Origin of the sequence: Streptomyces venezuelae, from assembly GCF_008642335.1 — a bacterium.
In the GTDB taxonomy this organism is placed as follows: Bacteria; Actinomycetota; Actinomycetes; order Streptomycetales; family Streptomycetaceae; genus Streptomyces; species Streptomyces venezuelae_F.
Genome location: NZ_CP029191.1, coordinates 5,073,148 through 5,096,614 on the forward strand (window position 1 = coordinate 5,073,148; position 23,467 = coordinate 5,096,614).

Consider the following 23,467-nt stretch of genomic DNA (forward strand, 5'->3'; position numbering starts at 1 on the left):
TGACTGGTCCTGCGTGACGCCTCACCGAACGCGCCCCGCACGCAACGGTGCAGGGCGCGGCGGACGACTCAGGGGCGCGGGGAACCGCGCGATCAGCCCTCCACCGGGCCGCAGTCGACGGGAACGCCGACGGGCCGGGCTGGAAGAGATCCAACCCGGCCCGTCGGCGTATGCGTCCGCTGCGGGTCAGTCCTTGATCTCGCAGATCACCGCGCCGGACGTCAGGCTCGCGCCGACCTCCGCGGTGAGGCCCTTGATCGTGCCCGAACGGTGCGCGTTCAGGGGCTGTTCCATCTTCATGGCCTCCAGGACGACGACCAGGTCGCCCTCCTTGACCTCCTGGCCCTCCTCGACCGCGACCTTGACGATCGTGCCCTGCATGGGCGAGGCGAGGGTGTCGCCGGACGCCGCGGGGCCCGACTTCTTGGCCGCGCGCCGCTTCGGACGGGCGCCGCCCGCCGCCGCGGTGCGCGCGATGGTCATGCCCAGCGAGGACGGCAGGGAGACCTCGAGACGCTTGCCGCCGACCTCGACGACGACCGTCTCGCGGCCCGGCTCCTCGTCCGACTCGGCGTCCCCGGTGGCCGTGAACGGCGGGATCTCGTTGACGAACTCGGTCTCGATCCAGCGGGTGTGGACCGTGAACGGGTCGCTGGAGCCGGTCAGTTCGGGCGCGAACGCCGGGTCCGTCACGACGGCACGGTGGAAGGGGATGGCCGTGGCCATGCCCTCGACGTTGAACTCCGCCAGCGCACGCGAGGCGCGCTGCAGCGCCTGCTCACGGGTGGCGCCCGTCACGATCAGCTTGGCGAGGAGCGAGTCCCAGGCCGGGCCGATGACCGAGCCGGACTCGACGCCCGCGTCCAGACGGACACCGGGGCCCGACGGCGGCGCGAACGTGGTGACGGTGCCGGGCGCGGGCAGGAAGTTGCGGCCCGGGTCCTCACCGTTGATACGGAACTCGAAGGAGTGACCGCGCAGTTCGGGGTCGCCGTAACCGAGCTCCTCGCCGTCGGCGATGCGGAACATCTCACGGACCAGGTCGATGCCCGCCACCTCTTCGGTGACCGGGTGCTCCACCTGCAGACGGGTGTTGACCTCCAGGAAGGAGATCGTGCCGTCGACGCCGACGAGGAACTCCACGGTGCCCGCGCCGACGTAGCCGGCCTCCTTGAGGATCGCCTTGGAGGCGGCGTACAGCTCGGCGTTCTGCTCGGCGGTCAGGAACGGCGCGGGCGCCTCCTCGACGAGCTTCTGGTGGCGGCGCTGCAGTGAGCAGTCACGGGTCGAGACGACCACGACGTTGCCGTGCTTGTCGGCGAGGCACTGGGTCTCGACGTGCCGCGGCTTGTCGAGGTAGCGCTCCACGAAGCACTCGCCGCGGCCGAAGGCCGCCACGGCCTCGCGCACCGCGGAGTCGTACAGCTCCGGGACCTCTTCGAGCGTGCGGGCGACCTTCAGGCCGCGGCCGCCACCGCCGAACGCCGCCTTGATGGCGATCGGCAGGCCGTTCGCCTCGGCGAAGGCGACGACCTCGTCGGCGCCGGACACCGGGTCGGGCGTGCCCGCGACCAGCGGGGCACCCGCGCGCTGCGCGATGTGCCGCGCGGCGACCTTGTCGCCGAGGTCACGGATGGCCTGCGGCGGCGGGCCGATCCAGTTCAGGCCCGCGTCGATGACGGCCTGCGCGAAGTCGGCGTTCTCCGAAAGGAAGCCGTAGCCGGGGTGGATGGCGTCCGCCCCCGCGTCCTTGGCCGCGGCCAGCACCTTGGAGATGTCCAGGTAGCTGGTGGCCGGAGTGTCACCGCCCAGCGCGAACGCCTCATCGGCTGCCCGTACATGCAGCGCGTCCCTGTCAGGGTCTGCGTAGACGGCTACGCTCGCGATCCCTGCATCCCGGCATGCCCGGGCAACGCGGACAGCGATTTCGCCACGGTTGGCGATGAGCACCTTGCGCACGATGGCTCCCTCCTTGAAACAAGCCGAGTTTAGGGACTGCCGACACGGCCTTACGACCCGTCCCCAATGGTGAGCTTGCCCACACGGAGTGTCACTCGAGACCGGCTAGGTTCGCGAAAACCCTTGTCGCACCGCGGTACGCAGGGTCCCTCCACGGCAGCGTAGCCCTCCGATGTGGTCAAGGTCTCTGTGAGTCAGCGCTGCGGACGCGCGCCTTTCTTTGTGGAGTCCCTACGAATGGCCCAATGATTCTTTGCCTGTGGCACAGCTCTTGTCCCACGGTTTACCCGTTAGTAGCGTTCGCGATGGGCACGACGTACTAGGGGTAACAGCAGCGGAAGTGGGTGGGGCGCCGTGGCGCGCAGACCGGTGGCCTGGATGGGCGCGATCGTGCTCCTGGTGGAGGCGGTCGGCATCGCGCTCCTCAACTGGTTCCTCGGCCACGTCGTCGACAAGCAGGACATGTCGCTCGCCGGCCTCGACCCGCACGCGATGACCGTCTCCACCTGGATCGCGGGCGCCGTCTTCGGCGGCTACCTCGCCCTGTGCGGCATCGTCCTGGCCCGCACCGCCGTGCGCGACCGCGCCCCCGGCACCTTCGGCCGCATCCTCCTCATCAGCTGCGCCGTCCTGCACGCGCTCCTGGGGGCCTTCTGCGTGGGCCTGGTGGGCTGGGCCGCGTTCGCCTTCATGATGGTCGTGCTCGGGCTGATCGTCCTGCCGCTCCTGGCGTACGAGAGGAAGGCGCAGCAGGACGCCGAGGACGACGCGGTGGCCGCGCCCCAGGCCGCCTGAGCCGCTGCCCTACTTCTCCCACAACTCCGTGATGCTCACGCCCAGTTCGGCGAGGAGGCGGCGCAGCAGCGGCAGCGAGAGGCCGATGACGTTGCCGTGGTCGCCCTCGATGCCGTCGATGAACGGCGCCGAGCGGCCGTCCAGCGTGAACGCGCCCGCCACGTGCAGCGGTTCGCCGCTCGCCACGTACGCGGCGATCTCGGCGTCGGAGGGCTCGCCGAACCGGACGACGGTGGACGCCGTCGCCGACGCGTACCGCCCGGAGACGGTGTCGCGGACGCAGTGACCGGTCTGCAGGACGCCCGCGCGGCCGCGCATGTCCTTCCAGCGGGCGGTGGCCTCCTCGACGTCCGCGGGCTTGCCGAGCGCCCGGCCGTCCAGCTCAAGGACGGAGTCGCAGCCGATGACCAGCGCGCCCTTGGCGTCGGGCCGCGCGGCGACCACGGACGCCTTGGCCTCGGCCAGGGCGAGGGCGAGCTCGGCGGGGGTCGGCGCGGACACCTTGTCCTCGTCGACGCCGCTGACGATGACCTCGGGGGCGAGGCCCGCCTGCCGGAGCAGGCCGAGCCTGGCGGGCGACTGGGAGGCGAGGACGAGACGGCGGGGCTGATCACTCATGCGGGTCAGCGTAGGCGCTGTGCCGGGCGGCGTGTTGCGCTCCAGCGGGTTCGTGGTGGCTGTTCGCGCAGTTCCCCGCGCCCCTTCAGGACGCTCAGTGGGCGTTGAGCACGAACATCGCGATGACCATCGCCAGGGCGAGGACGAGGCCCGCACGGCGCATCTTCGCCTGCAGGTCCCGCATGTCCTTCGGAGGGTTGTTCTCCGGGTCCGACCACAGCATGCAATCGATACTGCGGCCGGGCGGGCCGGGGCGCCTGAGTACGCGTACTCAAGTTCCCCGGACCCGGACCGGCGCGGCGCTCTAGCCGGGCCAGTAGCTGCGGCCCCAGGCGGTCGGCGAGGGGGCGGGCAGCCGGTGGCGGGCCACCCGCGCGGGGTCCGCCCAGGAGTCGGGCGGCACGGGCGCGCCGGACGGCCCGTCCGCCACCGCCGCGGCGCGCACCTGGACCACCGCCAGGGCGGCGGCGAGCTCCTCCGGGGTCGGATTTCCGCGTACGACCTTGATCATGAGCCCTCCCTGAGGGACTAGAGGGGGATGTTGCCGTGCTTCTTCGGAGGGAGGGATTCCCGCTTCGTACGCAGCTGACGCAGCCCGCGCACGAGGTGGGAGCGGGTTTCGGACGGCATGATCACCGCGTCGACGTAGCCGCGCTCGGCCGCCGTGTACGGGTTGAGCAGGGCGTCCTCGTACTCCTGGATGAGCCGCGCCCTGACCTCCTCGACGTCGTCCCCCGCTTCGGCGATCGTGCGGCGGTGCAGGATGTTGACCGCGCCCTGCGCGCCCATCACCGCGATCTGCGCGGTCGGCCAGGCCAGGTTCAGGTCGGCGCCCAGGTGCTTGGAGCCCATCACGTCGTACGCGCCGCCGAACGCCTTGCGCGTGATGATCGTGATCAGCGGGACGGTCGCCTCCGCGTACGCGTAGATGAGCTTCGCGCCGCGGCGGATGATGCCCGTGTGCTCCTGCTCGACGCCCGGCAGGAAGCCCGGCACGTCGACGAAGGTGATGACCGGGATGTTGAACGCGTCGCAGGTGCGGACGAACCGGGCGCCCTTCTCCGAGGCGTCGATGTTCAGACAGCCCGCGAACTGTGTCGGCTGGTTGGCGACGATGCCGACCGGGTGGCCCTCGATCCGGCCGAAGCCGGTGAGGATGTTCGGCGCGAACAGCGGCTGCGTCTCGAAGAACTCGGCGTCGTCCAGGACGTGCTCGATGACGCCGTGCATGTCGTACGGCTGGTTCGCGCTGTCCGGGATCAGCGTGTCCAGCGCCAGGTCCTCGTCCGTGGGCGCGAGGTCCGCCTCCTCGGGGAAGGCCGGCGGCTCGCTGAGGTTGTTCGAAGGCAGGTACGACAGGAGCGACTTGACGTACTCGATCGCGTCCTTCTCGTCGCCCGCCATGTGGTGCGCCACACCCGACGTGGAGTTGTGGGTGCGGGCGCCGCCCAGCTCCTCGAAGCCCACGTCCTCGCCGGTGACGGTTTTGATGACGTCGGGTCCCGTGATGAACATGTGCGAGGTCTGGTCGACCATGACCGTGAAGTCGGTGATCGCGGGGGAGTAGACGGCGCCGCCCGCGCACGGCCCGACGACCAGCGAGATCTGCGGGATCACACCGGAGGCGTGCGTATTGCGCCGGAAGATCTCGCCGTACATCCCGAGGGCCATGACGCCCTCCTGGATACGGGCGCCGCCGGAGTCGTTGATGCCGATGACCGGGCAGCCGGTCTTCAGCGCGAAGTCCATGACCTTGACGATCTTCTGGCCGAAGACCTCGCCGAGCGCGCCGCCGAAGACGGTGAAGTCCTGCGAGAACACGGCGACCGGGCGGCCGTCGACGGTGCCGTATCCGGTCACCACGCCGTCGCCGTACGGCCGGTTCTTCTCCAGGCCGAAGTTGGTCGAGCGGTGCTGCGCGAACTCGTCGAGCTCGACGAAGGAGCCCTCGTCGAGCAGCAGTTCAATGCGTTCGCGCGCCGTCAGCTTCCCCTTGGCGTGCTGCTTCTCGACCGCTCTGGCCGAGCCCGCGTGCTTGGCCTCCTCGATGCGGCGCTGCAGGTCGGCAAGTTTCCCCGCGGTCGTATGGATGTCGATGGCGCCGTCTTCGGCGGTGCGGTCTGACGCGGGCACGTTGGGCTGTTCCGGCTCGGACATCGGGATGCGGCTCCCTGCCTGCTCAAAGGTGCTTGTCTACGGCTGTGCGGCTGGCTACTGGTCCGTAGCGTATCGGCGCCCATACCGTTCGGCAGTGCGGCGTTTACCACACCTAAGGTGGCTTGCATGACGCCGTCAGATGCTGAAGACAACCGCTGGTCCGACCTCGACAGGCCGCCCCTGAACGCGGCCTCGCTCCGTCGGACCCTCCTCAGGGACGGCGGCCTGTGGTCCTCACTGGACGTGGTGCCCGTCACCGGCTCCACCAACTCCGACCTCGCGGCGCGCGCGGACGAGCTCCCCGAGGGGGCGGTCCTCGTCGCCGAGGAGCAGAGCGCGGCGCGCGGCCGCCTCGACCGCCGCTGGTCGGCGCCCGCTCGCTCGGGCCTGTTCTTCTCCGTCCTGCTCAAACCGGCGGAGGTGCCGGTCGAACGGTGGGGCTGGCTCCCGCTCCTCACCGGCGTCGCGGTGGCGACGGGCCTCTCCCGCGTCGCCGGCGTCGACACGGCACTCAAGTGGCCGAACGACCTCCTGGTAACGGTCGGTGACCAGGAACGAAAGGCGGGCGGCATCCTCGCGGAGCGGGCGGGCTCCGCGTCCGGCGGGGGCATCGTCATCGGCATCGGCCTCAACGTCACCCTGCGCGAGGACGAGCTGCCGGTCCCCACGGCGGGCTCACTGGCCCTGGCCGGCGCGAAGGTGACGGACCGAGACCCCCTGCTCCGGGCGGTACTCCGCTCCCTGGAGCACTGGTACGTCACCTGGCGTGACGCGGACGGCGACCCGACGGCCTCCCGCCTCCAGGAAACCTACGCGGCAGGCTGCGCGACCCTGGGCCGCCAGGTCCGAGCAGAACTCCCCGGCAACCGCTCCGTGGTGGGCGAGGCGGTAGCGGTAGACGCGGACGGCCGCCTGATCCTGGCCACGAGGGAGGGCGTACAGGAGCCGATAGGGGCGGGCGACATCATCCACCTCCGCCCGGCGGAGTAGGGGCGCCCCACAGGGGGAGCGGGCAAGGGCGCGCTTCTGAAGGCGCGGGGCAACGAACGCGCCTTGAGGGGCGCGGGGAACTGCGCGCCAAGCCCCGACGGACCGGCAGCCGCCCGACGGCATACGTCGGCAGACGCGAAGGCGCGCTTGAGGGGCGCGGGGAACTGCGCGCCAAGCCACGACGGATCGGCAGCCGCCCGACGGCATACGTCGGCAGATGCGAAGGCGCGCTTGCAGGGGCGCGGGGAACTGCGCGACAAGCCGAGACGCACCCGCACCCGCCAGCCGGCAAGCCGCGGCAGACGCAGAGGCGCCGCACGGCGCAGGGTGCCAGATCCCCGGGCGTCAAGAAGCGCGTCCCGGGAGTCGGGAGTGAGCTGCGGCACACCTGCCGTGCCGTGCTTGCCCGGGGGGCGACCCCCGGGCCCCCGGCCGTCAAGCGGCGGGTCGGCGGAGTCGGGAGTGAGCTGCGGCACACCTGCCGTGCTGTGCTTGCCCGGGGGGCGACCCCCGGACCCCCGGCCGTCAAGCGGCGGGTCGGCGGAGTCGGGAGTGAGCTGCGGCACACCTGCCGTAAAGTTGGCGCCGGTCGATACCTGACCGCGGCAGATCGGAAGGGCAGCAGGCGTGACCGTCGACGACACGGGCTCGGGCGAGGGCGAACACCCCGCCTCCGACGGCGGGGACAGCCGTACCGCCGAACCCGTGGCTGCCCGCGCGCGAGACGACTTCGGCGTGCCCGAAGTGTCCGACGTGGACGAGAAGAGCGAGGACGACGCGGAGAAGGACCCGCTCGCCCTCCGCCTCGAACAGCTCATCCTCGGCGCCGACCGCCGCTACACCCCCTTCCAGGCCGCCCGCAGCGCGGGCGTCTCGATGGAGCTGGCGTCCCGCTTCTGGCGGGCCATGGGCTTTCCGGACATCGGCCAGGCCAAGGCCCTCACCGAGGCGGACGTGCTCGCCCTGCGCCGCCTCGCGGGCCTCGTCGAGGCGGGCCTGCTGAGCGAGGCCATGGCCGTCCAGGTGGCCCGGTCCACCGGACAGACCACCGCCCGCCTCGCCGAGTGGCAGATTGACTCCTTCCTGGAGGGGCTGACGGAGCCTCCGGAGCCGGGCATGACGCGGACCGAGGTCACGTACCCGCTGATCGAACTGCTCCTGCCCGAGCTGGAGGAGTTCCTCGTCTACGTGTGGCGCCGCCAGCTCGCCGCTGCCACCGGCCGCGTCGTCCAGGCCGCGGACGACGAGGAGATGGTGGACCGGCGCCTCGCCGTCGGCTTCGCCGACCTCGTCGGGTTCACCCGGCTCACCCGGCGCATGGAGGAGGAGGAGCTCGGCGAACTCGTCGAGGCCTTCGAGACGACCGCCGCGGACCTCGTCGCCGCGCACGGCGGGCGGCTCATCAAGACCCTCGGCGACGAAGTCCTCTACGCCGCCGACGACGCGGGCGTGGCCGCGGAGATCGCACTGCGTCTCATCGAGACGATGGCCAACGACGAGACGATGCCGGAGCTGCGCGTCGGCATCGCCTTCGGCACCGTGACGACCCGCATGGGCGACGTCTTCGGCACGACCGTGAACCTCGCGAGCCGCCTCACGTCGATAGCGCCGCGGGACGCGGTCCTCGTGGACGGCGCGTTCGCGGAGGAGCTGACCCGGACCGGCGACGCGCCCGCGTCCGAGATGCAGGCCGCGGAGGAGGCCGCCGCGGCGGAGAAGGAGGGCGAGGAGCCGCCCTCGTACCGCTTCGCGCTCCAGCCGATGTGGCAGCGCCCGGTCCGCGGCCTCGGCGTCGTCGAGCCGTGGCTCCTGGCCCGAAGGGGCTGAGGAGTGCTGAGGAGTGCTGAGGAGTCCCTTCCCCCGGGACCCGGCCGGTGACATGATCCCCGGGTAACGATCGTTAACCGGAGGTGGAGGAGCGTCATGGGCGACGAGCAGCGGTACGGGGAGTACGTGGCGGTCAGGCGGCACGGCCACGTCGTCGAGCTCGTCCTGGACCGTCCCAAGGCGATGAACGCCGTCTCCTCGGAGATGGCCCGCTCCATCGCCGCCGCCTGCGCCGCCCTGTCCGAGGACCACGACGCCCGCGTCGTCGTCCTGACCTCCACGCACGAGCGGGCCTTCTGCGTGGGCGCCGACCTGAAGGAGCGGAACTCCTTCAGCGACGACGAGCTGCGCCGCCAGCGCCCCACGACCCGCGCCTCGTACACCGGCGTCCTGGACCTGCCGATGCCCACCGTCGCCGCCGTGCACGGCTTCGCGCTCGGCGGCGGGTTCGAGCTCGCACTCTCCTGCGACATGATCGTGGCGGACGGGACCGCGGTCGTCGGCCTCCCCGAGGTCTCCGTGGGCGTCATCCCCGGCGGTGGCGGCACCCAGCTCCTGCCGCGCCGCGTGGGCGCCGCCCGCGCCGCCGAGCTGATCTTCTCCGCGCGCCGCGTGGAGGCCGCGGAGGCGCGGGAGTTGGGCCTGGTCGACCTGCTGGTGGCGGAGGGCGAGGCCCGCGCGGAGGCGCTGGCGCTCGGCGCCCGCATCGCCGCGAACTCGCCGGTCGGCCTGCGCGCGGCCAAGCGCGCCCTGCGGCTCGGGCACGGCCTCGACCTGCGGGCGGGCCTGGAGGTCGAGGACGCGGCGTGGCGGACGGTGGCGTTCTCCGCCGACCGCGCGGAGGGCGTCGCGGCCTTCAACGAGAAGCGGAAGCCGCAGTGGCCCGGGGTGTAGCGGGCAGGGGGGCAGCGGGCGGGGTGTAGCAGGCCGGGGTGCAGTGGGCGGTCCGCGCTCACGTTCTGTCATGTCTCGACGTTCCAAAATGCGGCAAACCTCCTAATCTGGGGAAATGGGAGAGGATGTCCGGCTGCGGGCCGTGGTCGAGCTGGCGCAGGGAATGGCCGCCGCGCACACTCCGCGCGAGTCCTGGCGGGCGGCCGCTCTCGGCACCTGCCGCGCGCTGAGCGGGAGCTTCGCCGCGCTGTCCGTGTGGGAGCGGGACATGGGCCGGCTGCGGGTGCTCGTGAACGCCGGGCAACGCGTCCACGGCGAGGAGGAGTTCCCGGAGAACGAGGCGTACCCCGTCCACCAGTTCCCGGAGATCACCGAGTTCCTGCACGAGCACTGGGCGGGCGGCGGCGAACCGCACGCCTGGGTCGAGACCGCCGAGGGCCCCGCCGACGCCCGTGAGCCCGGCTACTGCCACCAGCGCGTCGCCGCCCTGCGTCGCCGGGGCCGCGGCTGCTGCGTGGTCGCCCCGGTGGTGCTGCACGGGCGGGCGTGGGGCGAGCTGTACGTGGCGCGGCCGCCCGGGGAGCCCGTCTTCGAGCGGGCCGACGCGGACTTCGCGACGGTCCTCACGGCGGTGGTGGCCGCCGGGATCGCGCAGACCGAACGCCTGGAGGAGGCGCGCCGCCTCGCCTTCACGGACGCGCTCACGGGGCTCGCCAACCGCCGCGCGGTCGACCTGCGCCTCGACGAGGCGGTGGAGCGGCACCTCGCGGAGGGAACCGTGGTGAGCCTGGTCGTCTGCGACGTCAACGGGCTCAAGCGGGTCAACGACACCCGGGGCCACGCGGTCGGCGACCGCCTCCTCGAACGCTTCGGCTCGGTCCTCTCGCTCTGCGGCGCGATGCTGCCGGGGACGCTGGCGGCCCGCCTCGGCGGCGACGAGTTCTGCCTCGTCGCGGTCGGCCCCACCGCCGACGAGGTGGTACGGGTGGCGGACGAACTCTGCGTACGCGCGTATGAGTTGGAGCTCGGGGACGGGGTGGCGTGCGGCGTCGCGTCGACCGGCGATCCGATCGGCGCGGTGCGCTCGGCCCGCCGTCTCTTCCGGCTCGCGGACGCGGCGCAGTACCGGGCGAAGGCGGCACGTGCGGCGAAGCCGGTGGTGGCGGGGCGCGAGGGCGTGGACGACCCGGTGGTGCGGCTCGCGGACGCGCCCGCGGGGGACCGTCGGACGGGGGAGCGGCGCGCGTTCCGGGGGCGCGGGCGTTGATCCGGCGCCGGTCTCGGTGGCCGCGCTGTCCGTGCGGGCGAACCGCGAGCAGGCTCCGTACCCGCTGCGGCACGGCGTTCCGGGGAACGCTCAAGTGCGGTTGAACCCGCGGGTAAGTGGCAGCCGCCAATTCCACCCGTGACACCTGGCGATTCAGTCCGTACGCTGCTGAATATGGATATGCACAGCGTGGGCACCGTGGCCCTTGGGACCTCCGGGACGACCGCGGCGGACGTCATCGCCGTCGCGCGCGGCAACGCACGGATCGAACTCACCGCCGACGCGCTGGCGGCGCTCGCCGCCGCCCGCGAGATCGTCGACGCGCTCGCGGCCAAGCCCGAGCCCGTGTACGGCGTCTCGACCGGCTTCGGCGCCCTGGCCAGCCGCCACATCGGCCCGGACCTCCGCGCCCAGCTGCAGCGCAACATCGTCCGCTCGCACGCGGCCGGCATGGGCCCGCGCGTGGAGCGCGAAGTGGTGCGCGCGCTGATGTTCCTGCGGCTCAAGACGGTCTGCTCCGGCCACACCGGTGTACGCCCCGAGGTCGCGCAGACCATGGCCGACGTGCTCAACGCGGGCATCACGCCCGTCGTCCACGAGTACGGCTCGCTCGGCTGCTCCGGCGACCTCGCGCCGCTCAGCCACTGCGCGCTGACGCTCATGGGCGAGGGCGACGCGGAGGGCCCCGACGGCGAGGTGCGGCCCGCGGGCGAGCTGCTCGCCGCGCACGGCATCACGCCGGTCGAGCTGCGCGAGAAGGAGGGCCTCGCCCTCCTGAACGGCACCGACGGCATGCTCGGCATGCTCGTGATGGCCCTCGCCGACCTGGAGACCCTCTACAAGTCCGCCGACATCACCGCCGCCCTCACGCTGGAGGCGCTGCTCGGCACGGACAAGGTCCTCGCGCCCGAGCTGCACGCCATCCGCCCCCACCCGGGCCAGGCCGCGTCCGCCGCCAACATGCTCGCCGTCCTCGCCGGGTCCGGCCTCACCGGCCACCACCAAGACGACGCGCCGCGCGTCCAGGACGCGTACTCCGTGCGGTGCGCGCCGCAGGTCGCGGGCGCGGGCCGCGACACGATGGCCCACGCCCGCCTGGTCGCCGAACGCGAACTGGCCGCCGCCGTCGACAACCCCGTCGTCCTGCCCGACGGCCGTGTGGAGTCCAACGGCAACTTCCACGGCGCCCCGGTCGCGTACGTCCTCGACTTCCTCGCCATCGCCGCGGCCGACCTCGGCTCGATCGCCGAGCGCCGCACCGACCGGCTGCTCGACAAGAACCGCTCGCACGGCCTGCCGCCGTTCCTCGCGGACGACGCGGGCGTCGACTCGGGCCTCATGATCGCCCAGTACACGCAGGCCGCCCTGGTCAGCGAGATGAAGCGGCTCGCCGTCCCGGCCTCCGCGGACTCCATCCCGTCCTCCGCCATGCAGGAGGACCACGTCTCCATGGGCTGGTCCGCGGCCCGCAAGCTGCGCACCGCGGTCGACAATCTGACCCGCATCGTCGCGATCGAGCTGTACGCCGCGACGCGCGCCGTCGAACTCCGCGAGGGCCTCACCCCCGCGCCCGCGACGCGGGCGGTCGTCGAGGCCGTCCGCAAGGCGGGCGTCGAGGGCCCCGGGCCGGATCGTTTCCTCGCGCCGGACCTGGCGGCGGCGGACGCGTTCGTCAGGTCGGGCGCGCTGGTGACGGCGGTCGAGCCGGTGACGGGGCCGCTGGCCTAGCGCACGGGTCGGGCCGTCTAGCGGACGGGGAAACCGAAGGTGTAGCCCTGCGCCTTCAGCCGGGGGAGGAGCCGGCGCAGGGCCTCGACGGTCTGGGTGCGGTCGCCGCCCGCGTCGTGGAAGAGGAGCGTCGGACCGTTGGGCAGCTCACGCTCGACGGTCGCGACGATGGCGTCCGTGCCCGGCAGCTCGAAGTCCTTGGTGTCCACGTTCCAGCCCAGCGGGCGCATGCCGCGGTCGGCGGCCAGCTTGCGGCTGTACGGGGTGAACGCGCCGCCGGGCGCGCGGTAGTACATGGGGCGGACGCCGCCGGACGCCTTGGTGATCATGCGTTCGGCGTCGAGTATCTGCTTGGACTGGTAGGCGTTGGACTCCTTGTCCATGCCGGTGTTGTGCGAGATCGAGTGGTCACAGAGGCGGTGCCCGTCCGCGACGACCTTCTTCACCACGTCGGGGTGGGCCTGCGCCTGCGTTCCGACCATGCAGAACGTGGCCTTCACGCCGTTCTGCCGCAGCAGGTCGAGCATGTGAGGGGTCCACTTGGGGTCGGGGCCGTCGTCGATGGTGATGTTGATGCCGCGCTCGCCCTTCTCGGAGGCGTGCGCGATGGTCCTCGACACCGGCTTCACATCCTGGCCGGGACCGGCGGGCGCGGTGGCCTTCGGCGGCGCGTCGTCCACGTCACCGGCCTGCGCGGTCCAGACGGAAGCGCCGGTGGCCAGCATCGTCACCCCGAGCGCCGCCCCGATCAACTTGCCGTACCAGCCCCGCCCGCCGCTGTGCCGTGCCATGCCCGCCCCTCTCACCAAAGCCTCGTCGTTTCCCCCGGTCGCCGCCGTGCGGCCACCCCGCAGGACGAGTCAGAGGGACGGGAGGATGCGTCTGTTACGAAGCACGGACAATTTCGCAGGCGATCACTGACAATCCCGCCGGGGACCGATCATCGACATCAGCAGCTCATGGGTCTCCGCGTCGGCCGCCGCCACGAGCCCGCGGCCGCCTTCCTCGGGTGCCACACCGTCAACTCCCGTGACCACGCAGCCCGCTGCCCGGCACAGGGCGATACCGGCCGCGAAGTGCACGCTCCCCGACAGATCGCCGCCGTCGGTGACGTACGCGGCACGCCGCCCCGCCGCGACCCAGGCGAGCGCCAGCGTCGTCGACACGACCCGCGGCCGGAACCGCGCCCCGAACCCGGGGTGGGCCAGCAGGTCCACGCCGCGGAAGCCGGGCGCGCTCGGGAAGGGCGGGTCGAGGTTGACGTCGACGAGCCGGGTGTCGGGGGAGGGGACCAGCGGCGCGTCTACCGCTCCGTCCCGCACCCAGGCGTGCGTCCCGTCCGTGTGGAACACCTCGCCGCCGAACGGGTCCGCGACCGCCGCCGTCATCGCCGCTCCGTCGCGCAGCGCCACGTTGACGGCCACGAGCATGTTGCCGACGGCGTAGTTGAGGGTTCCGCACAACGGGTCCACCAGCCACTGGCGCGCGGCGTCGGCAGCGCCTCGCCGCCCGCCCTCCTCGCCGAGCACGGTGTCGCCGGGCCGCGCGGCCCGTATGACGTCGAGGATCGCTTTCTCGGCCGCCACGTCGGCCTCGGTGGCGAAGTCCCCCGCCCCCTTGTCGATGCGGGCGAGCCGCCGTCCGTACAGGCCGCGCACGACATCGGCGCCGGCACGTGCCGCGGCGACCGCGATGTCGGTGTCTGAGGTGATCATCGCCGCAGACTAGCGGTGGCCGCGGCTCGGGAAGGACTCAGTAGGAGATCTTGCCGCTCGTGCGTTCTCTGCGAGTGGAGAAGGCCACGAAACCCGCGCCGAGGCTCAGGAACGCGGTGCCGCCGACGACGTACGGAGTCGTGTCGAAGCCGCCCGTCTCGGCGAGGCGGTCGGAGGCCTCGGTGGTCGTCTCGGGCGCGGTCCCGGATGCGGTCGTGTGCTGGGCGGGAGCGCTGTCGGTCCGGGGGGCCTCGTGGGTCGTGGGCGACGTCGCGTTGGCGGAGGGGACGAAGCACAGGGCGCCGAGGAGGGCTCCGGCGGCGGCGGTGGTCAGCAGTGATCGGCGTGCGGACACGGAATCGGATCCCCCTTGTGGCGCTGGCGAATTGGCCGTGTGGGGCGATGCTAATGAAAGGTGCGGGTCGCGGGAAAGTCGCGAGGTCCGGGGGCCGTACCCTCCGTCGTATGACTGGAGACGAGACATCACGGTTTGTACGGCTCAAGGTTGAAATGGTCGTCGAGGTGGGTGACGCGGAGAAGCTGACCGCCGCCGCGCTCGGCCACATCGCCGAGGACGAGCAGATGCCCGCAGAGGAGCGGGCGCACGCCGAGACCGCGGTCCAGGAGGACGTCGCCGAGGCGCTCGCCTACCTCGTGGACCCCTTCGACCTGGTCAGCCAGGTGCCGGGCACCGAGCTCACCCAGGCCTCGTGGAGCAGTGAGTCGGTCGACTACGACCCCGACGCACCGGAGTGGGACCCGGACGAGGATGATGACGAGGACGACGACGTGTAGTCCGGATTGAAGAATGCGGAATCGGGAACCCCGGGCAGCAACCGCCGCCCGGGGTTCTGTCGTCTCACCCCGCACGGTCCACCTCATCGGCCCGAGAGGCTACGAGGGACAATTCCAGTACCGGGAACGTGGTGTTCCCCACACTCTTCGCGGTAGTGGAACGGGACGAACCGGGCAGGACGTTATGCGGGATTGCGGGGGGGCTCTCGGGGTTGACTCTGGGGATTCGGCAACTATGGAGATGCGTGTGATGACGGACAGTAGGCGTCGCAGGCTCGGACGCGGGCGCAAGAGCGCCGCGGCCGTGTCCGCTCTGGTGAGCGGCGTGCTCGTGCTCTCGGCGTGCAGCAGCGACGACGGCGACAAGGCTTCGGGCGGCAAGGAGTCGCAGAACCAGGTCGACGAGGCCGCGGCGAAGAAGACGTCCGAGGCCCAGATCAAGATCGCGCCCAAGAACGGCTCCGACAACGCAAGCATCAACAGCGCGGCCGCCGTCACGGTCAGCGAGGGAACGCTCACGGACGTGACGATGAAGGCCGACGACGGCACCGCCGTCGCCGGCAAGATATCCGCGGACAAGAAGAGCTGGAAGCCCAGCGCCCAGCTCGAGCGCGCGACGAAGTACAAGATCTCGGCGACCGCCGAGGACTCCGAGGGCCGCAAGGCGCACGAGAACTCGGCGTTCACGACGGTCTCGAAGGCCAACAGCTTCATCGGCAACTTCACGCCCGAGGACGGCTCCACGGTCGGCGTCGGGATGCCCGTGTCGATCAACTTCGACAAGGCGATCACGAACAAGAAGGAGGTCCAGTCCGCCGTCAAGGTCTCGTCGAGCAGCGGACAAGAGATCTCCGGCCACTGGTTCGGCGCGAACCGTCTGGACTTCCGGCCCGAGCAGTACTGGAAGGGCAACTCCACGGTCACCCTGAAGCTGAACCTCGACGGCGTCGAGGGCGCCGACGGGGTCTACGGCGTGCAGCAGAAGACCGTCCAGTTCAAGATCGGCCGCAACCAGGTCTCCATCGTCGACGCCAAGACGAAGCAGATGAAGGTGACGCGGGACGGCAAGGTCGTCAAGACCATCCCGATCTCCGCGGGCTCGCCGCAGAACAAGACGTACAACGGCAAGATGGTGATCTCCGAGAAGTTCAAGGAGACCCGGATGGACGGCGCCACCGTCGGCTTCAAGGACGGCGACGGCAAGGGCGAGTACGACATCAAGGACGTCCCGCACGCCATGCGCCTGTCGAACTCCGGCACGTTCATCCACGGCAACTACTGGGGCTCGCCGTCCATCTTCGGAGGCGCCAACACCAGCCACGGCTGCATCGGCCTCCAGGACGCCAAGGGCGCGAACGACAAGAGCACGCCGGGCTCCTGGTTCTACGAGAACTCGATCACCGGTGACGTCGTCGACGTCCGCAACACCGGCGACAAGACCATCGCCCCGGACAACGGCCTCAACGGCTGGAACATGGACTGGGCGCAGTGGAAGGCCGGCTCGGCCGTCTGAGCCCCCGGCCGTCGCGTACGGAAGCGGCCCGCACCCCTCGGAGGGTGCGGGCCGCTTCCGTGTCCGGCTCTCACGCCCCGGCCGGTGCGAAGACCGCGCTGACCTTGTACGGGCGGTCCATCGTCATCGTCACGTTCTCGTCCGTGATCTCGTGGCGCCTGCCGTCGACGATCCAGGCGCTGACGCGGTAGCCGGCGGCGGGCTTCGCCGTGACGCCCACCGTGGTGCCGGGGGCGTAGGGGCCGTGGACGGCGGGGCGGACCGTGCCGTTCGGGCTCGCGGCGAGGGTGAGGCGGTGCCGGGCGCGGGTCACCTTGAGGGCGCGGTAGCCCGCGACGACGGGGGCGGACCTGCGGGCCAGCGCGGCGTTGTTGTTGTTCTCGTCGCCCAGCGGCTGCCCCTCGATGGTGTTCTCGGTGTTCGAGTACTGGTTGACGGGCTTGCAGGGCTTCCCGCAGCTGCTCGAGTACGCCATCACGGTGTGGTGGTCGCGGCGCGGGGTGATGTATCCGGTGCCGCTCGGGGAGTTGAGGTACTCCTGGTAGCCCTCCTTCCCCGCCTGCTGTTCGAGCGTGGCGCGGTCGTGGAACAGACCCAGGTTGTGGCCGAGTTCGTGGCCGAGGTTGTACCACTCGGTGAGGGACTGGACGTCGACGGCCGAGTACGCCAGCTCGTCGTCGAACTGGCCCTTCGTGGGCAGGCTTGCCTGGCCCGAGGAGCCGACGGGGACGTCGTTGATCACGGTGACGAGGTCGACGCCGAGCTCCTCGCGCTTGCGGTGCGCGGTCGCGCCCAGCTCGCGGTCCTGCGGGTCGGAGAGCTTCTCGAGCATGTCGGCGGCCGTCTGCGTGCCGCTGTATCCGGTGTCGTACGTGTCGATGACGTCGATCCTCGCCGCGACGCCGCTGTCCGCGAGGGCCTGGTTCATGTACGACTCCGCCATGCGGATGCGGGCCGCCATCGCCGGCTCGCCGCCCACCCGGCGCACCGCGGGCGGCGTGTACCCGGCGAGGACGTCGATGACGACCGGGTCGGCCGGGTCGGCCGGGGCGCGGTTGGTGAGGGAGTCGTGCAGGTCACGGGCCGCGCGGTCGTCGAGGGCGCCGTTGTCGGCGGCGGGGCGGCGGCGCGCGCCGGGGTCCTCCTCCGTGATCCGCAGGCGCGGGCGCTTTCCGGGCAGCGTGGTGAGGTGGTACGTGCGGGTGCCCAGGTCGATCATGGCGTCGACGACGGGCTTGTGCTGGACGGGGCGGGTCTCCACGGCGGGGCGTGCGGCCTTCGCGGGCCGGCACACATGGCTCGCCGAGATCACCGCCTGCTGGTCCGGCGCGCCCTTGACGTGGCCGAACCAGGTGACGGTGTCCTCGTTCGCCGAGCGGCCGTCCTGGACGAGGGTGATCCGTACGCCGCGGAAGAGGGCGAGGGCGTGCTCGGGGGCCCGGCCGAAGCCGCCGGACGCGCACAGCCACTGGTAGTCGGCGACGTCGAGGGCGACGGTGCGCTCTCGCAGGACGTCCTTCTCGTTCGCCGAGGGGCGGGGGCCCGCGGGGCGGGTGTCCGAGGGGCGGGGGTCCGACGGGTGGGGTTCGGCCACGGCCGCGGCCGTGGACAGGGTGAGGGCGGCGGCGCAGAGGCAGGCCAGCCGGATCGAGCCGCGGGGGCGCGACGAGGGCGTCGGGATCATGGCGCTTGTCGTTCCACTGCGGGGGTGGGCGGCAATCGCGGGCCCGAGGACGTCACCCGAGCGCGCGGCCGCGGCACTCACACGGCCGCGTCCATTCCGGCGCCGGGAAATGGGAGGGCGCGGGCCCGTATCGCCGAATTGGCCGGATCCGGCCAATTGCCGTTAAGGCGGCATGAAATTTAGGACAGCCTCAACTCTGTACTTCTGTCCCGCTATTGAGCACGTGTTCGCCCCTCGGCATACTTCGTCGTCCGAGGGGCTGCAGCCCCTTAACCTCCAGGGGGAGACTTGCACAGACAAGTGAAGAGAGCGTACGGGGCCAGTATCGCCGCGGCGGTCGCCGTGGCCCTCGCCGCGGGCATGACCAGCCCCGCGGCCGCGGACCCGTCGACCGCGGGACAGTCGGCCACGGCGGGGGGCGGGCTCGGCAAGAGCGCGGGCAAGGACCGCGTCACGCTGATCACCGGTGACCGTGCCGTCCTCGACGCCGAAGGCCGTGTGGTCGGCATCGACCGCGCCAAGGGCCGGGAGCACATACCCGTACAGGTGCGGCGCAGCGGCGGACACACGCTGCTGATACCCGCCGACGCGCGGCGCCTGATCGCCGACGGCACCCTCGACCAGCGCCTTTTCGACGTCACGGAGCTGAACAAGAAGCGCAACCGTGCGGCGCAGAAGAAGGCGCTCAAGGTCATCGTCGGCTACAAGGGCGCGGCCGCCGCGGCCAAGGCCGACGTGCGCGGCGCCGGTGACACCACCGTCCGCAGGAGCCTGAAGACGCTGAACGCCGACGCGGTCAGCACGCCGAAGCGGGACGCTGGCGACCTGTGGGCCGCCCTCACCAGGGGCAAGGGCACCGACCGCACCGCGGCGTCCGGAATCAGCCACGTCTGGTTCGACGGCGTCCGCAAGGCGAGCCTCGACAAGAGCGTGAAGCAGATCGGCGCCGACAAGGCGTGGGCCGCCGGGTACGACGGCAAGGGCGTCAAGATCGCCGTCCTGGACACCGGCGTCGACGCCACGCACCCGGACCTCAAGGACCAGGTGATCGCGGAGAAGAACTTCACGGGGTCCGCCGACGCCAAGGACCGCTACGGCCACGGCACGCACGTCGCGTCCATCGCGGCCGGCACGGGCGCCAAGTCCGGCGGGAAGTTCAAGGGCGTCGCACCCGGCGCCAAGCTCCTCAACGCCAAGGTCCTCGACGACGACGGCTACGGCGACGACTCCGGCATCATCGCCGGCATGGACTGGGCGGCCGCCCAAGGCGCCGACGTCGTCAACCTGAGCCTCGGCGGCCCCGACGCCCCCGGCGTCGACCCGCTCGAAGCGCAGGTCGACAAGGTCTCCGCGGAGAAGGGCATCCTCTTCGCGATCGCCGCGGGCAACGACGGCGAGCCCGGCTCGGTCGGCTCCCCGGGCAGCGCGGACGCAGCCCTCACCGTCGGCGCAGTCGACGACAACGACAAGCTGGCGGACTTCTCCAGCCAGGGCCCGCGGGTCGGCGACAGCGCCGTCAAGCCCGACGTGACCGCGCCCGGCGTGGACATCACGGCGGCCGCGGCGCCCGGCTCCGTCATCGACAAGGAAGTCGGCCAGAACCCCGAGGGGTACCTGACGATCTCCGGTACGTCGATGGCGACCCCGCACGTCGCGGGCGCCGCCGCGCTGCTCAAGCAGCAGCACCCGGACTGGAAGTACACGGAGCTGAAGGGCGCGCTCACCGGCTCCACCAAGGGCGGCAACTACACCGCGTTCCAGCAGGGTTCGGGACGTATCGCCGTCGACAAGGCCATCAAGCAGACCGTGATCGCCGACCCGGTGTCGGTGAGCTTCGGCACGCAGCAGTGGCCGCACACCGACGACAAGCCGGTCACCAAGAAGGTCACCTACAAGAACCTCGGCAAGGACGATGTCACCCTCGACCTGACGGTGACCGCCACCGACCCGAAGGGCCGTCCGGCCCCCACCGGGTTCTTCACCCTCGGCGCGAAGAAGGTCACGGTCCCCGCGGGCGGCACCGCCTCCGTGGACCTGACGGCCGACTCCAAGCTGGGCGGCACGGTCGACGGCGCGTACTCCGCGTTCGTCGTGGCGTCGGGCGGCGGCCAGTCGGTGCGCACCGCGGCCGCGGTCGACCGCGAGGTGGAGTCGTACGACGTCACCGTGAAGCACCTCGGGCGTGACGGACAGCCGACGAAGCACTACATGGACTCGTTCATCGGCCTCACCGGCGCCGCCAGAGGCGCGGACCGGAGCTCGTACGACCCGTCCGGCACCGTCAAGCTGCGCGTGCCCAAGGGCAGTTACGCCCTCGACGCGAACGTCGCGGTCGACCTGGAGGACCTCGGCAAGGGCCTCGACTGGCTCGCCCAGCCGAAGGTGGACGTCACCAAGAACACCACGGTGACGGTGGACGCGCGGACGGCCAAGCCCGTCGACGTGACCGTGCCGGCGACCGACCTCAAGGGCGTCCTCGCGGCACCCGACTACACGGTCGAGACGCCGGACTTCAGCGCGGGCTTCGGCTGGCTGATGGACGAGTACAAGAACTTCCGCACCGCCTCCATCGGTGCCGCCCCGACCGGCGTCACGCTCAGCCAGTCGTGGCCGGCCGTCTGGACCAAGGGTGACGACACCGAGTACAACGTCACCTCCGGCGGCAAGGTGAAGCAGCTCGCCACCGGCTACACCAAGCACTACAAGGCGGCCGACCTGGCCACGCTCAAGGTCGGGCTCGGCGCGGCCGCGAGCGGCAAGACGGGCTCGCTGCGCGCGTCCGCCGAGCTGCCCGACGTCGACGGCGGCTGGTCCGTCTCCGTCCCGACGAAGCTGCCGACCGAGCGCAGGGTGTACGTGTCGACGGGCGACAAGGTCAAGTGGGGCCTGGAGTTCGAGCAGAACGGCCCGCCGAACCCGTCCGACCCCGAGGGCTGGCCGACCCTGGAGACCGCCTACACGCTGGGCGCCTCGCAGACCTTCAAGCCGGGCGCGACGTACGAGAAGACGTTCAACACGGCCGTCTTCGGCCCGCGCATCGGCGGTGTGTACGGGGTCTACCGGCGCGGCAACCAGATCGTGGGCGACCTGCCCGTCTTCGCCGACGGCCAGACCCACGCGGGCTACTCGCTGTACACGTCGGTGAAGACGACGCTGACCCGCAACGGCACGCAGATCGGCGAGAACGCCGACCCGCTGGCCGGCGAGAAGCCGTTCAAGGTGCCGTCGGGCGACGCCGCGTACAAGCTGTCGACGTCCGTGAAGCGCAGCGTCAAGGTGGGCGCGGCCTCCACGCGCATCGACGCGAGCTTCAGCTTCCGCTCCAAGAAGGTCGACGAGGCGAAGCTGCCGGTCTCCACGGTGCGGTTCGGCGCGAAGACCGACCTGAGCAGCCGGGTGAAGGCCGACGAGAAGCAGTCCGTGCCGGTGACGGTGCAGGGTGCGGCAGCCGGCTCGAACCTGAAGTCCCTCGCCGTGTACGTCTCCTACGACTACGGCCAGACCTGGAAGAAGGTCACGGTCACGGGCGGCAAGATCTCCGTGAAGAACCCCGCGAAGAACAAGGCGATCTCGTTCCACGCCAAGATCGCGGACAAGAAGGGCAACAAGTCGACGCTGTCGATCTACAACGCGTTCTACGCGAAGTGACGGACGCGTACGCTCGCGCCGTGCAGCCGTAGCCCACGCGCGGGCGCCCGGGCCGACCCCGAACTTCGGGGTCGGCCCGGGACGGCAGCCGGGCCGTACGCGCGGTCGGCTGATCCACCGGGAAGGGCACATGCGGGGACACATCGAGCGGGGCCCGTTCCTGCTGGCACTGCTCGCCGCACTTGCGCTGGCCGGCTGCCTGTCGAGCATCGGGCCGGGCGGCGCCGGAGCCGGAACGGCTCTCGCGGAGGACGGTGCCCAGTCGAGCGGCACCGTGGGCAACGAGCACGCCCGCGTGGGGGACATCTGGTACCTCGCGCTCCCGGCGCCGCACAACACCTCCGCGAGGTCCATCGAGATCACGCGGGTCGCCGTCGACCACGTCCCGGCAGGGATCGAACTGCTGGGATTCGGCGCCTACGACCTTGACGACACCGAAGGGCTCCCGCTGCTCACGAAGAAGAACGGGGCGCACACACCCGACTTCGAGAAGCTGAGGAACTACGCGACGAAACCGGTGAAGGTGAAAGTGGCCGAGTAGCGGTCGGTCCGACGGCGGACCGGCCCGTCACGGTGACTGCGGCGCGGCACCGAACGGACTGTCGATCACGTATCGCCAGAACCCGTCGGTGCCGCGTCGTACCACGTCCGTGGCCGTGGACCGGGTCTCGCCCGCGCCGATCTCCCAGTCGACGACGAGCAGCGCCACGTCCCCGGCGACGTGCACGTGCCGGGGCCGCACGGTCATCGGCAGGCCGAGGGCGAGGAACGGTGCGTTGGCTGCGGCGATCTCCGCGCCGCCGTGCACGGCCTCGCCGGACTCGGGCACGAAGGCGGCCCGTTCCTCGTAGAGCTCGCGCACGGCGTGCGGATCGCCGCTGTTGAAGCGCGCGGCGAAGGCGGCGGGGACGTCCTCGGGCCGGGTGGGCAGGCCGGACGCCGTCGTGTTACTCCTGCTGTCGGTCATGGCTGAACCGTAGGAGGCCCTCTCGTGACTCACCGAACGGTAAGCGGCACACGCCCCGGGCTGCCCGACGACGCCCTGGCGGAGGTCGCCGCCCCGAGCCCGGACTGCCCCGTGGAGATCACGCTCGCCGCGCTGCGCGGCCGCTGGACCACGCTCGTCGTCCGCGAGCTGCTGCGGCGCGACACGGCCCCGTACGGGGAACTCGCCTCGGCGCTGCCGCAGTTGTCCGACAAGACCCTGACCGAGCGTCTCACGCAGCTGGTCGCCGCGGGCGCGGTCCACCGGACCCGCACCCCGGGCTGGCCCACCACGGTGACGTACGGACTCACCCCGCGCGGCCGTGCGCTGGGCCCGGTCCTGCAAGCCCTGTGGGACTGGGGCGAGCTGCCCGCTCAGCCCTCGGCGCCGTAGGGCCTCGTGATGATTTCCAGGTTGTGGCCGTCGGGGTCGTCCCAGTAGACGCCGCGGCCGCCGTCGTTCGTGTTCGTCTCGCCGGCGCGGCGGTGGTACGGGTCGGCCCAGTAGGGGAGGCCACGGCTCTTGATGCGGCCGAAGATCTCGTCGAACTCGTCCTCGGAGACGAGGAAGGCGTAGTGCTGGGGCACGAAGGGGCCGCTGCCGTCCTCGTAGTAGTCGAGGGTCACGCCGTTGGGGATCTCCACGGGGACGAAGGGGCCGTACTGGGGGCCCACCTCCAGGCCGAGGATGTCCGCGAGGAACTGGGCGGACGCCTTGCTGTCCCGTGCCGTGACGATGGTGTGGTTGAGCTCGATCGACATCGTGCGACCTCCGGTCTGCCGGTCCTGCCGTTGTCCGGGTCCGTTGCCCGGTCTGCTGTCCGGTCCGGGAACCACCGTAGGACCGGCGGGCCCGGCGACGCATCGGTCGCCGGGCCCGCCGGGGTGCGCCA

At 71.6% G+C, this 23,467-nt stretch carries 22 protein-coding genes; 11 read left to right on the forward strand and 11 right to left on the reverse strand.

Annotation, left to right across the window (positions count from 1 at the left end; all coding sequences use genetic code 11):
- Window positions 1–186 precede the first annotated feature (186 nt).
- Window positions 187–1,959, reverse strand: coding sequence for an acetyl/propionyl/methylcrotonyl-CoA carboxylase subunit alpha (locus tag DEJ49_RS23140; protein WP_150185902.1), 1,773 nt, complete (start codon window positions 1,957–1,959; stop codon window positions 187–189).
- A 354-nt stretch (window positions 1,960–2,313) separates the two neighbouring features.
- Between DEJ49_RS23140 and DEJ49_RS23145 the strand changes: the two genes are divergently transcribed.
- Window positions 2,314–2,754 carry a hypothetical protein gene (locus DEJ49_RS23145; protein ID WP_223832957.1) on the forward strand — a complete coding sequence of 147 codons (441 nt, stop codon included), beginning with the start codon at window positions 2,314–2,316 and terminating at the stop codon, window positions 2,752–2,754.
- 9 nt (window positions 2,755–2,763) lie between these two features.
- Here DEJ49_RS23145 and DEJ49_RS23150 read toward each other — a convergent pair whose 3' ends face one another.
- The 4 genes from DEJ49_RS23150 to DEJ49_RS23160 all read right to left on the reverse strand — a co-directional run bounded on the left by DEJ49_RS23150 (window position 2,764) and on the right by DEJ49_RS23160 (window position 5,529).
- Complete coding sequence (locus DEJ49_RS23150) at window positions 2,764–3,372, reverse strand: nucleoside triphosphate pyrophosphatase (protein ID WP_150185903.1); 609 nt, start codon at window positions 3,370–3,372, stop codon at window positions 2,764–2,766.
- A 94-nt stretch (window positions 3,373–3,466) separates the two neighbouring features.
- Entirely contained in the window at window positions 3,467–3,595 is a 129-nt protein-coding gene (gene mmpB / locus DEJ49_RS36770; protein ID WP_263398813.1) for a morphogenic membrane protein MmpB, read from the reverse strand.
- Window positions 3,596–3,676: 81 nt separating this feature from the next.
- Window positions 3,677–3,883, reverse strand: coding sequence for an acyl-CoA carboxylase subunit epsilon (locus DEJ49_RS23155; RefSeq protein WP_150185904.1), 207 nt, complete (start codon window positions 3,881–3,883; stop codon window positions 3,677–3,679).
- A gap of 17 nt (window positions 3,884–3,900) precedes the next feature.
- The gene (locus DEJ49_RS23160) at window positions 3,901–5,529 is read right to left on the reverse strand and encodes an acyl-CoA carboxylase subunit beta (protein WP_190329419.1); all 1,629 of its coding nucleotides are present in this window, start codon (window positions 5,527–5,529) and stop codon (window positions 3,901–3,903) included.
- A 126-nt stretch (window positions 5,530–5,655) separates the two neighbouring features.
- On the opposite strand from DEJ49_RS23160, the gene DEJ49_RS23165 reads away from it, so the two are divergent.
- From DEJ49_RS23165 to hutH, 5 genes are all read left to right on the forward strand, one after another.
- Window positions 5,656–6,519, forward strand: coding sequence for a biotin--[acetyl-CoA-carboxylase] ligase (locus DEJ49_RS23165; RefSeq protein ID WP_150185905.1), 864 nt, complete (start codon window positions 5,656–5,658; stop codon window positions 6,517–6,519).
- A gap of 627 nt (window positions 6,520–7,146) precedes the next feature.
- Window positions 7,147–8,346 carry an adenylate/guanylate cyclase domain-containing protein gene (locus tag DEJ49_RS23170; RefSeq protein ID WP_150185906.1) on the forward strand — a complete coding sequence of 400 codons (1,200 nt, stop codon included), beginning with the start codon at window positions 7,147–7,149 and terminating at the stop codon, window positions 8,344–8,346.
- A gap of 96 nt (window positions 8,347–8,442) precedes the next feature.
- Complete coding sequence (locus tag DEJ49_RS23175) at window positions 8,443–9,240, forward strand: enoyl-CoA hydratase/isomerase family protein (RefSeq protein WP_150185907.1); 798 nt, start codon at window positions 8,443–8,445, stop codon at window positions 9,238–9,240.
- 115 nt (window positions 9,241–9,355) lie between these two features.
- Window positions 9,356–10,507 (forward strand): sensor domain-containing diguanylate cyclase, encoded by a 1,152-nt coding sequence (locus DEJ49_RS23180; RefSeq protein ID WP_150185908.1) that lies wholly within the window; start codon window positions 9,356–9,358, stop codon window positions 10,505–10,507.
- A gap of 189 nt (window positions 10,508–10,696) precedes the next feature.
- Complete coding sequence (hutH, locus tag DEJ49_RS23185; protein ID WP_409239247.1) at window positions 10,697–12,235, forward strand: histidine ammonia-lyase; 1,539 nt, start codon at window positions 10,697–10,699, stop codon at window positions 12,233–12,235.
- 17 nt (window positions 12,236–12,252) lie between these two features.
- Here the strand turns inward: hutH and DEJ49_RS23190 are convergent, their stop codons facing one another.
- From DEJ49_RS23190 to DEJ49_RS23200, 3 genes are all read right to left on the reverse strand, one after another.
- A complete protein-coding gene (locus tag DEJ49_RS23190; protein WP_150185909.1) occupies window positions 12,253–13,026 on the reverse strand; it encodes a polysaccharide deacetylase family protein in 774 nt (257 codons plus the stop codon).
- Window positions 13,027–13,149: 123 nt separating this feature from the next.
- Window positions 13,150–13,950, reverse strand: coding sequence for an inositol monophosphatase family protein (locus DEJ49_RS23195; RefSeq protein ID WP_150185910.1), 801 nt, complete (start codon window positions 13,948–13,950; stop codon window positions 13,150–13,152).
- Between the two features lie 37 nt (window positions 13,951–13,987).
- Window positions 13,988–14,305, reverse strand: coding sequence for an LAETG motif-containing sortase-dependent surface protein (locus DEJ49_RS23200; protein ID WP_190329420.1), 318 nt, complete (start codon window positions 14,303–14,305; stop codon window positions 13,988–13,990).
- 110 nt (window positions 14,306–14,415) lie between these two features.
- On the opposite strand from DEJ49_RS23200, the gene DEJ49_RS23205 reads away from it, so the two are divergent.
- The gene (locus tag DEJ49_RS23205; protein WP_150185912.1) at window positions 14,416–14,745 is read left to right on the forward strand and encodes a hypothetical protein; all 330 of its coding nucleotides are present in this window, start codon (window positions 14,416–14,418) and stop codon (window positions 14,743–14,745) included.
- A 250-nt stretch (window positions 14,746–14,995) separates the two neighbouring features.
- A complete protein-coding gene (locus DEJ49_RS23210) occupies window positions 14,996–16,258 on the forward strand; it encodes an Ig-like domain-containing protein (protein ID WP_150185913.1) in 1,263 nt (420 codons plus the stop codon).
- 70 nt (window positions 16,259–16,328) lie between these two features.
- Here the strand turns inward: DEJ49_RS23210 and DEJ49_RS23215 are convergent, their stop codons facing one another.
- Window positions 16,329–17,942 carry an InlB B-repeat-containing protein gene (locus DEJ49_RS23215; RefSeq protein WP_150185914.1) on the reverse strand — a complete coding sequence of 538 codons (1,614 nt, stop codon included), beginning with the start codon at window positions 17,940–17,942 and terminating at the stop codon, window positions 16,329–16,331.
- A 300-nt stretch (window positions 17,943–18,242) separates the two neighbouring features.
- Between DEJ49_RS23215 and DEJ49_RS23220 the strand changes: the two genes are divergently transcribed.
- Window positions 18,243–21,590 carry a S8 family peptidase gene (locus DEJ49_RS23220; protein WP_223832958.1) on the forward strand — a complete coding sequence of 1,116 codons (3,348 nt, stop codon included), beginning with the start codon at window positions 18,243–18,245 and terminating at the stop codon, window positions 21,588–21,590.
- A gap of 130 nt (window positions 21,591–21,720) precedes the next feature.
- On the forward strand, window positions 21,721–22,131 hold the full coding sequence (locus tag DEJ49_RS23225; protein WP_150185915.1) for a hypothetical protein: 411 nt from the start codon (window positions 21,721–21,723) through the stop codon (window positions 22,129–22,131).
- A gap of 27 nt (window positions 22,132–22,158) precedes the next feature.
- Here the strand turns inward: DEJ49_RS23225 and DEJ49_RS23230 are convergent, their stop codons facing one another.
- On the reverse strand, window positions 22,159–22,557 hold the full coding sequence (locus tag DEJ49_RS23230) for a YybH family protein (protein ID WP_150185916.1): 399 nt from the start codon (window positions 22,555–22,557) through the stop codon (window positions 22,159–22,161).
- A gap of 24 nt (window positions 22,558–22,581) precedes the next feature.
- Here DEJ49_RS23230 and DEJ49_RS23235 point away from each other — a divergent pair, with 24 nt between their 5' ends.
- Window positions 22,582–22,968: a winged helix-turn-helix transcriptional regulator gene (locus DEJ49_RS23235; protein WP_150185917.1), complete on the forward strand. Its 387-nt coding sequence runs from the start codon at window positions 22,582–22,584 to the stop codon at window positions 22,966–22,968.
- On the opposite strand, the gene DEJ49_RS23240 is transcribed toward DEJ49_RS23235, so the two are convergent.
- Entirely contained in the window at window positions 22,950–23,336 is a 387-nt protein-coding gene (locus tag DEJ49_RS23240; protein WP_150185918.1) for a VOC family protein, read from the reverse strand. The genes DEJ49_RS23235 and DEJ49_RS23240 overlap by 19 nt on opposite strands.
- Window positions 23,337–23,467: the final 131 nt, after the last annotated feature.